This window comes from Streptomyces marokkonensis (genome assembly GCF_039539045.1).
GTDB classification, from domain to species: domain Bacteria; phylum Actinomycetota; class Actinomycetes; order Streptomycetales; family Streptomycetaceae; genus Streptomyces; species Streptomyces marokkonensis.
In genome coordinates this window covers 1-9515 of the sequence record NZ_BAABCQ010000230.1, presented here as the reverse complement: position 1 = coordinate 9515, position 9515 = coordinate 1, and the positions used below count along the sequence as shown (strand labels likewise).

The 9515-nt window shown below is 70.8% G+C and carries 8 protein-coding genes; 4 read left to right on the top strand and 4 right to left on the bottom strand.

Annotation, left to right across the window (positions count from 1 at the left end):
• The 4 genes from ABEA26_RS33210 to ABEA26_RS33195 all read right to left on the bottom strand — a co-directional run.
• Positions 1-316: GTP-binding protein (locus ABEA26_RS33210; RefSeq protein WP_345597403.1), on the bottom strand; the 316-nt coding region annotated here is incomplete at its 3' end.
• Positions 297-695, bottom strand: a complete 399-nt coding sequence (locus tag ABEA26_RS33205; RefSeq protein WP_003973454.1) for a DUF742 domain-containing protein — start codon at positions 693-695, stop codon at positions 297-299. The genes ABEA26_RS33210 and ABEA26_RS33205, both read right to left, overlap by 20 nt.
• 110 nt (positions 696-805) lie before the next feature.
• Positions 806-1219, bottom strand: coding sequence for a roadblock/LC7 domain-containing protein (locus ABEA26_RS33200; protein ID WP_030611534.1), 414 nt, complete (start codon positions 1217-1219; stop codon positions 806-808).
• A 9-nt stretch (positions 1220-1228) separates the two neighbouring features.
• Positions 1229-5290, bottom strand: a complete 4062-nt coding sequence (locus tag ABEA26_RS33195; protein WP_345597401.1) for a nitrate- and nitrite sensing domain-containing protein — start codon at positions 5288-5290, stop codon at positions 1229-1231.
• A 600-nt stretch (positions 5291-5890) separates the two neighbouring features.
• Here ABEA26_RS33195 and ABEA26_RS33190 point away from each other — a divergent pair.
• The 4 genes from ABEA26_RS33190 to ABEA26_RS33175 all read left to right on the top strand — a co-directional run bounded on the left by ABEA26_RS33190 (position 5891) and on the right by ABEA26_RS33175 (position 9423).
• Positions 5891-6079: a hypothetical protein gene (locus ABEA26_RS33190; RefSeq protein WP_345597405.1), complete on the top strand. Its 189-nt coding sequence runs from the start codon at positions 5891-5893 to the stop codon at positions 6077-6079.
• A gap of 185 nt (positions 6080-6264) precedes the next feature.
• Positions 6265-7041, top strand: a complete 777-nt coding sequence (locus tag ABEA26_RS33185; RefSeq protein WP_345597400.1) for a fumarylacetoacetate hydrolase family protein — start codon at positions 6265-6267, stop codon at positions 7039-7041.
• A complete protein-coding gene (gene gltX / locus ABEA26_RS33180) occupies positions 7025-8509 on the top strand; it encodes a glutamate--tRNA ligase (protein ID WP_345597399.1) in 1485 nt (494 codons plus the stop codon). Before ABEA26_RS33185 ends, gltX begins: the two co-directional genes overlap by 17 nt.
• Positions 8510-8688: 179 nt before the next feature.
• Positions 8689-9423, top strand: coding sequence for an HAD family hydrolase (locus ABEA26_RS33175; RefSeq protein ID WP_345597397.1), 735 nt, complete (start codon positions 8689-8691; stop codon positions 9421-9423).
• Positions 9424-9515 lie beyond the last annotated feature (92 nt).

Here is a 9515-nt window from a genome sequence, read left to right as displayed (position 1 = left end):
CGATGGCGCCGCGCACCAGGTCGTCCCACATGAACCAGAAACGGTCCTGGCCGGGAGTGCCGAACAGGTACAGGATCAGGTCCTGGTCGAGCGTGATACGTCCGAAGTCCATGGCGACCGTGGTGGTCGTCTTGTCCCCGGCGTGTGTGAGGTCGTCGATCCCCGCGCTGGCAGAGGTCATCACGGCCTCGGTGCGCAGCGGGTTGATCTCGGAGACGGCGCCCACGAACGTGGTCTTGCCGACGCCGAAGCCGCCGGCCACCACGATCTTCGCGGAGGTGGTCGCCCGGCCTCCGTCAGAGCTTTCGAAGTCCACTGAGCACCCTTTCGAGCAGTGTCACGTCAGGCGCACCGCCGTTGTTCTCATCCCCGCCAGGCTGGTGAATCGCGACAAGCCCGGCCTCCGCGAGGTCCGCGACGAGGATCCGGGCCACGCCGAGCGGCATCGCCAGCAGGGCCGACACCTCGGCCACCGATTTCACCTCGCGACACAGATGGCAGATGCGCTGGTGCTCGGGGAGCAGCCCCATGAGCGCTGCCGGGTCGGCCGTCGTACTGATCAGCGCCTCGATGGCGAGCTGATAGCGCGGCCGCGTCCGGCCGCCGGTCATCGCGTACGGACGTACCAGCGGCTGGTCGCCCTCATCCTCGTACGGCTCCGCGTACGGATCATGAGAGGCGGTGGGCGGGGTCATGAATCCTCCGGGCGGGACAGCAGTTGGTCAGTCGTGCCGTCTGACGAGGCCGGTGGGGGGATTGTGGCGGCCGGACGGTGATTTGGTAACACGGGTGGTGCCGGGGCCCTTCAGTGGAGCAGACTTCCTTGTAGTTCAGCGCGCAGGTCGGGCGTGAGTACCGCCCCCGCGCGATCGACCAGGAGTGCCATCTCGTAGCCGACGAGGCCGATGTCGCAATCCGGGTGGGCGAGGACGGCCAGGGACGAGCCGTCCGAGACGGACATGAGGAAAAGGAACCCGCGTTCCATCTCCACGACCGTCTGCGCCACGCTGCCGCCCTCGAAGATCCGGGATGCCCCGGCGGTCAGTGAGGTCAGCCCCGAGGCGACGGCCGCGAGCTGATCGGCGCGGTCGCGCGGAAAGCCCTCCGACATCGCCAGGAGGAGTCCGTCGGCGGACACGACGACGGTGTGGGACACCCCTGGGGTGTTGTCCACGAAATTCGTGATCAACCAGTTGAGGTTCTGTGCCGCCTGGCTCATCGGGCTCAACTAACGCTCCTGCTGGTGAGTGGGCCGCGGATAGCTGCCGGTCTGGTTGGTACCGGCCTGACGGCCCTGTGCGATTCCCCGACGGAGATTGGTCAGCCGGCCGCGCACTTCGTCGGGCGCACGCGATACCTGCGGACCGCTCTGTTGCGACTGCTGCTGAGCCGTGCCCGGGACGAGGTTGGCCCGGGGCACCCGGCGAGGCAGGCCGGAAGTGGTGATTCCGCCCGCGGCCGGCTGCCGGACGCGTTCGGCCTGCCGGACGAGGTCGTCGTTCGGCGAGCTGCGCCAGGCGGTGGTGGCGGGCCGCTGGGGGGCCGCCGGGGTCTGGGGCTGGGAGGCCTGCGGCTCCGGGTCCGCGGCCGACGCGTCGTGCTGCGCCCTGGCCTCGCGGTCGCCGTGGAACCAGTTGGTCTCCAGCGTGTCGAACAGCGGCGTACGTCCGTCACCGGGTCCGGCGGCGGGGGGCAGGGCCCATCCGTCACCGGGATGCTGGGCAGGGGTTCCGCCGGAGTTCCCGTTGGCGTTCGTACCAGCGGGCTCCTGGTGGACGGGATGCTGCGCCGGGGCCGGCGGACGCGGGGCGCCGAAGTCGTTGCCGCCCTGCGCGCCGTTGCTCTGCGGGCGCTCGAACTGGCCGGTGGCGGCCGGGTTCTGCCGTTCCGGCAGGCGGTGCTGCCCGGTCGAGCCGTTGTCGTAACCCTGGGCGCCGGTGAACGGCCCGGTCCCTGCCGGGTCGTTCGGACCCGTCTGACCGTGCTGACCCGTCCGACCGGGCTGGCTGCCGAAGACGTCCGAGCGGACGAAGGACCCCTCGTCCTGCTGCGGGGCGGTCGGCTCGGGCCGCGTGAACTGGTCGTTCTGCGGGGCGCTCATGCCGCCCTGGCCCTGGCCGCCCTGACCCTGGCCGCCCTGACCTTGGTCGCCCTGGCCCTGGCCGTACTGGTCCTGACCGTATCGACCCTGGCCGTACTGGTCCTGGTTGTACTGGTCCTGACCGTACTGACCCTGGTTGTACTGGTCCTGGTCGTACTGGTCCCGGCCGGGCTGGGCGAACTGGCCCGTGTTCTGCGGGTCGTCCTGGCGAGGGGCCGGGGCGTCGAAGTCCGGGCGGGCGAACTCGGCCGTGGCGGGGGGACCCTGCGACTCGCCGAGCCGGGGGACAGCCGGCATCTCGGCGGTCGAGCCGGGACCCTGCCGGTCGTCGAAGCGCGGCGTGCGGTCCGTACGGGAGCTGTCCGGCTCCTCGTGGCCCCGCGGGGCGTCCAGCGAGGCACGCGGCACCGGCTGCGCGTTGTCGTCGCTCCAGCTGGGCGTGCGGGGTTGCGGGTTGCCGCCGGGCAGCTCGGCCCGCGGCCCGCCGCGCGGCGGCAGCTGCGGACGACGGCCCTGCTCGGCGTCGCCGTTCCCGTTGCCGCGGCGCTTGCCGCGCTGCGGAGGAGCGGAGGGACCGCGTCCGCCGCCGAAGACGGAGGAGTCCTGGCCCTGCGGGGCGTTCATGCCCGCGGCCTGCAGGCCCTGCGGAGCACCCGGCGCCTGACCGGCACCAGAGCCGGTGCCCGCTCCCGCGCCGGCTCCCGCTCCCGCGCCGGCCGGAGCCGGGCGGTTCTGCTGGTTGGGTCCCGCCGGGGACTGGGGCCCGCGCGCGCCACCCGGCGCACCCGGACGGCCGCCCGTGTCCCGCCCGGGCAGTGCTGCCCTGGGCCCCTGACCGGCACCGAGGGCACCGCCGCCCGACGTACCCGCGCCGAGGGCGCCGCCACCGCCACCGGCGCCGAAGGCACCGCCGTTTCCGAACGCGCCGCCGCCCTGGCCGCCACCACGCCGGGCCGCCGCGACACCGGCCGCGGCCTGCGCGGCGGCCGGACCGCCGTTGCCCGTGGACGACTGCCCCTGCTTGGGCAGCGGCTTGCGGCCGCCCTGGGCGACGTCGACGGGCAGCATGACCAGCGCGGTCGTCCCACCGGAGTCGGACGGACGCAGTTGGATGCGGATGCCGTGGCGCTGCGAGAGGCGGCCGACCACGAACAGACCCATGCGGCGGGAGACGGAGACGTCCACGGTCGGCGGGGAGGCGAGCCGCTCGTTGATCGCGGCCAGGTCCTCCGGCGAGAGGCCGATACCGGTGTCGTGGATCTCGATCAGCACACGGCCGTCGGGCAGCGCGTGACCGGTGACCTTGACCTTGGTCTGCGGGGAGGAGAACGAGGTCGCGTTCTCCAGCAGCTCGGCGAGCAGGTGCACGAGGTCGTTGACCACGCGGCCGGCGACCTCGGTGGTCGGCACGGAGGACAGCTCGATGCGCTCGTACTGCTCCACCTCGGAGGCGGCGGCACGGAGCACGTCGACCAGCGGGACCGGGCGGGTCCAGCGGCGGCCGGGCTCCTCACCGGCGAGGACCAGGAGGTTCTCACCGTTACGGCGCATACGCGTCGCGAGGTGGTCGAGCTTGAACAGCGAGGACAGCTGGTCCGGGTCGGCCTCGCGGGACTCCAGTTCGGAGATCAGCGACAGCTGGCGCTGGATCAGACCCTGGGAACGGCGCGAGAGGTTGGTGAACATCGCGTTGACGTTGCCCCGCAGCAGGGCCTGCTCGGCGGCGAGACGGACCGCCTCGCGGTGCACGTCGTCGAAGGCCGTGGCCACTCGGCCGATCTCGTCCCGGGAGTGCACACCGACCGACTCCACCGAGGTGTCGACGTCCTGCGGGTCGGTCTCGGACAGCTGCTTGACCAGCTCGGGCAGGCGGTCCTGGGCGACCTTGGTCGCGGTGTCCTCCAGGCGGCGCAGCGAGCGGATCATGGAGCGGGCCACGACGAACGCGCCGACCAGAGAGACGCCGAGCACCAGCAGGATCACCACACCCGAGATGATCGCTTCGCGCTCCGACTCGCTGCGCAGCTCGCGGGCCTGCTGCTCCATGTCCTCAAGCAGCTTGAGCTCGATGTTCTTCATCTGCTGGATCTTGGTGGAGCTGTCGTCCAGCCAGTCCTGGTAGGACCGCTTGTTCAGGCCGCCGATGGCGCCCTCCTTGCCGAGCGCGCGACCGGCGTACTCGTCGGACGACTCGATCACCGCGTTGCCCTCGGAGATCGGCTTGAGGACTTCCTCTGCACCGTCGCCGTAGATGCTGGTGAAGCTGCGGATCTCGGACTTCTGGCTCTGCAGCGCGGACTCGGCGTAGAGCCGGTCGTTCTCGGCGAGGTCCGGCTTCGTGGTGTTGCTCGCCGGAAGGGCGGCCGCGAGGACGGCGCGCTGGATGGAGGCGTACTCCTTGGCCGAGGAGAAGGCCGACAGCGCGCGCGTGCGCTGGATCATGTCGGGGTTGCTGGTCGCCTCCGCCATGTCCTGCGAGAGGTCGAGCAGGTGGGTGATCAGACGGTGGTAGGCCTCGACCGTCTGGGTCGAGTTGTCCTCGGCCTCGTAGGCGTTGCTCCGGATCCGCTCGAGGTCGTTCAGGTCGCCGGCGAGGCCGACGAGGCTGTCGCGGACGCCGACGAGGTTGCCGTCCTTGCTGGCGGCGTCGATCTGCTCGGACTGGTCGAGGAAGTTCTTCCGCGCCCGGTCGGTCGCCTCCCGGTCGCCCTTGACGGCGATCGCGCTGGACGACGAGCCGTGGGCCAGCGGACCGGCGGACTGGTCGCGCTCCTCCTGGAGCGCGTGGGCCAGCTCCGTCGCCTGCTTGGTCATCTCGGTCAGCAGCTTCATGTTCTCGAGCTGCTGGATGTCGTCCATCGACTGGTTGATGCGCATCGCGCCCAGCGAGGTGGCCGTGACCACCGGTAGCGCGAGCAGCGAGATCAGACGGGTGGAGATCCGCCAGTTGCGCAGGGCTATTCGCGGGCCGGGGCCGGTCGAGCCCTTGGTCGCCTTGGCGGGCGGCTTCTGGTCGGGAGCGGACGACGCCGCCGCCTGACCGGAGCGTCCGGCGCGGTCCCCGCTGTCGCCGGACTGGTCCTGGCCCTGGGCGTGCTGGGGCGAGGAACCGACGGCCTTGGGGCCGGTCCCACCGTGCGGCTCCGGCTCCGCCGAAGCGCTGCCATCCCTCTTGAAACGTCCCTGCACTAGCGTCGCAACCTCTGGACCAGGCACCCCTCCGCGTGAACGGACGGGCACGGTGTCGGCGTCATAGGGGCGCCCTGAATACGCCCCCGTGGCGGTCGTGAGTGACCGGCGCTGGTTCCCCCTTCTCGCCGCCGCTCGGCGCTGGTGTGCGCCCTCTGTGCGCCGGCTCGATCCCGCAGCGGTCCGTGGAATTCCAGCACAGTGCAGGATCTCCAACAAGGCCCGTGGGTCAGCCCGCGACCTACGTGACACCACGTGAGGGTCGAGTCACCGGACGTAGAAAATGATCACCCGCAAAACGGATATACGTCCGCGAGTCGCCGGTGGGTGGAGGGTGTCCCAGTCGACATGATCAGCAGCGGAATGATGGCTTCAGGTGGGCAATGTCGGTTTCGTCGGGGCGGCGAGCGGGCCGGAATTGACCGATATGCCCCTGGATAAGTGAGCAAACTCACACGGAGATCACGGACCTCGCTCGGGTTGGCGGGGAATCGCATGTTTAGCCTGACGCTTTACAGAGAAGGCAAAACCGACAACCCGCGCCCTCGCAGGGGTTCTCGCAGCCCCCGGCGCCCGGACACGACAGGGTCTCGTTCAACCGTGAAGACGACGACGATGTTCCACAAGATCGCCAACCCGCGACGCACCACGCTGGCGCACCTCGACGCCGCCACCGAGCTGCAGACGCCGGAGCAGCCCGAGCACGCCGTCGAGCTCCCCACCCAGACCGCCAACCCCCGGCGCACCATCCTGATGGAGATGCCGGTCGCGGCCACCGCCGCACAGTAGTACGCCACCCGGCCGCCGACCGTTCGGCCGGCCGTACGGGCACCCGGGCGCCCGCGCGACTAACCACCGCTCCTCGCCGGGGCACGGGGACGTCATGCGCGAGGCGCCCGCCCTGTGGGTCAGCCCCGCCGCGTTAGCCTGGAGCGTCAGACTCCAGCCAGCTCAGTCAAGGGGCCAAGCAACCCGTGCGCATCGCCAGGTTCTCCATCGACGGGAACGTCGCCTTCGGCGCGGTCGAGGGCGACCAGCCGGACCAGCTCGTCCTCGACATCATCAAGGGCATCCCGTTCGCGGACTTCGAGCTCTCCGGCACCAAGGTGCCCCTGAGCAAGGTGCGGCTCCTGCCGCCCGTTCTCCCCAACAAGGTCGTCGCCTTCGGCCGCAACTACGCCGAGCACGCCCGCGAACTCGGCAACGAGGTGCCCGACGCCCCGTTCGCCTTCTTCAAGCCGTCCACCTCGGTCATCGGCCCCGGCGACGCGATCCAGTACCCCTCCTTCTCCGAGGAACTGCACCACGAGGCCGAGCTCGCCGTCGTCATCGGCCGCATGTGCCGCGAGGTCCCGCGCGACCGCGTCAAGGACGTCGTCCTCGGCTACACCTGCGCCAACGACATCACCGCCCGCGACGTGCAGCGCCGCGAGAAGCAGTGGGCCAGGGCCAAGGGCTTCGACTCCTCCTGCCCGCTGGGCCCCTGGGTGGAGACCGACCTGGACCCGAGCGACCTCACCATCCAGCTCACGGTCAACGGCGCCCAGCGCCAGCTCGGCCGCACCAGCGAAATGATCCACTCCATCGAGGATCTGATCGTCAACATCTCCGAGGCGATGACGTTGCTCCCCGGCGACGTGATTCTCACGGGCACCCCGGCCGGCGTCGGCCCCCTCAACGTCGGCGACGAGGTCGCCGTCACCATCGAAGGCATCGGCACTCTCACCAACAAGGTTGTCAAGCGTGGCTAGCGCACCCGTACGCGTCCGTTTCTGCCCCTCGCCCACCGGTAACCCCCACGTGGGCCTGGTCCGCACCGCCCTGTTCAACTGGGCCTTCGCCCGGCACCACCAGGGCACGCTGGTCTTCCGCATCGAGGACACCGACGCGGCCCGCGACTCCGAGGAGTCCTACGACCAGCTCCTGGACTCGATGCGCTGGCTGGGCTTCGACTGGGACGAGGGCCCCGAGGTCGGCGGCCCGCACACGCCGTACCGCCAGTCGCAGCGCATGGACATCTACAAGGACGTCGCGGCCAAGCTCCTCGACGCCGGCCACGCCTACCGCTGCTACTGCTCCCAGGAGGAGCTGGACACCCGCCGCGAGGCCGCCCGTGCCGCCGGCAAGCCGTCCGGCTACGACGGCCACTGCCGCGACCTGAACGACGCCGAGGTCGAGGAGTACAAGGCGCAGGGACGCGAGCCCATTGTCCGCTTCCGGATGCCCGACGAGGCGATCACTTTCACGGACCTGGTCCGCGGCGAGATCACCTACCTCCCGGAGAACGTCCCGGACTACGGCATCGTCCGCGCGAACGGCGCCCCCCTCTACACGCTCGTCAACCCGGTCGACGACGCGATGATGGAGATCACCCACGTCCTGCGCGGCGAGGACCTGCTCTCCTCCACCCCGCGCCAGATCGCCCTGTACAAGGCGCTGACCGAGCTGGGTGTCGCCAAGGAGATCCCCGCCTTCGGCCACCTGCCGTACGTCATGGGCGAGGGCAACAAGAAGCTCTCCAAGCGCGACCCCCAGTCGAGCCTGAACCTCTACCGGGAGCGCGGCTTCCTCCCCGAGGGCCTGCTCAACTACCTCTCCCTGCTCGGCTGGTCGCTCTCCGCCGACCAGGACATCTTCACGATCGAGGAGATGGTCGCGGCCTTCGACGTCGCGGACGTCAACCCCAACCCGGCCCGCTTCGACCTGAAGAAGTGCGAGGCGATCAACGCCGACCACATCCGACTGCTCGAGGTGAAGGACTTCACCGAGCGCTGCCGCCCGTGGCTGAAGGCCCCCGTCGCCCCCTGGGCGCCCCAGGACTTCGACGAGGCCAAGTGGCAGGCGATCGCGCCGCACGCGCAGACCCGCCTGAAGGTCCTCTCCGAGATCACGGACAACGTCGACTTCCTGTTCCTGCCGGAGCCGGCCGTCGACGAGGCGAGCTGGACGAAGGCCATGAAGGAGGGCTCGGACGCCCTGCTGCGCACCGCCCGCGAGAAGCTGGACGCGGCCGACTGGACGTCCCCCGAGTCACTCAAGGAGGCCGTCCTGGCCGCCGGTGAGACCCACGGCCTCAAGCTCGGCAAGGCCCAGGCCCCCGTCCGCGTCGCCGTCACCGGCCGCACGGTCGGCCTGCCCCTCTTCGAGTCCCTGGAGGTCCTGGGCAAGGAGAAGGCGCTGACCCGGATCGACGCGGCGCTGGCGAGGCTGGCCGCGTAGCGCTCACGCGTGCGGGCGCGGGGCGGTGTCCGGACTTCCGGACGCCGCCCCGCGCCGTATCCGGACTGCGGTCCGCGTCTTCGCCGTATCCGGCCTGCGATGCGCCCCAGCGCCGTAGCGGGCGTGCGATCCGTGTCTTGCGCCGGACGCGGCGGGGCCGACGGCGTTACCGTCGGATCATGAGCATTCGCGCCGTGGTCTGGGACGTCGACGACACACTCTTCGACTACACCACCGCCGACCGCGAGGGCATGCGCGCCCACCTGGTGGCCGAGGGGCTGCTCGCCGGGTACGGGTCGGCCGAGGAGGCCCTCGTGCGCTGGCGGGAGATCACCGACCGGCAGTGGGCCCGCTTCGCGGCCGGTGAGGTCGACTTCGTCACGCAGCGGCGCGACCGCACCCGGGTCTTCCTCGGCCGGCCGGAGCTGACGGACGCCGAGGCCGACGACTGGTTCCGGCGGTACGTCACGCACTACGAGGCCGCCTGGTCCCTCTTCCCGGACGTCCTGCCCGTCCTGGACGCCCTCGCCGGCAGCCACCGGCACGCCGTGCTCTCCAACTCCAGCCTGACCGTCCAGGACCGCAAGCTGCGCGTCCTCGGCGTGCACGACCGGTTCGAGGCCATCCTGTGCGCCGCCGAGCTGGGCGTCTCCAAGCCCGAGCCCGGCGCCTTCCTGGCCGCCTGCGACGCCCTCGGCCTCACCCCGCCCGAGGTCGCCTACGTCGGCGACCACCCGGAGATCGACGGACGCGGAGCCGCGGACGCCGGACTGCTGTCGGTCTGGATCGACCGAGGTGGCGTGTACGCGACGGTCGATCCGCCCGTCGGACCACGCCGTATCGCCTCCCTCTCCGAACTCCCCGCGCTCCTCGGCGCCGATACCCGTTTTGGAGCCCCGTCCACCTTCGGGTAATGTTCTTCCTGCGCCGCCGAGGAGCGGGCCGAAAGGGCCGGGAACCGGAAGCGCAACGCTAGAACAAGATCCCTCAGGGGCTTGCGTTCCAG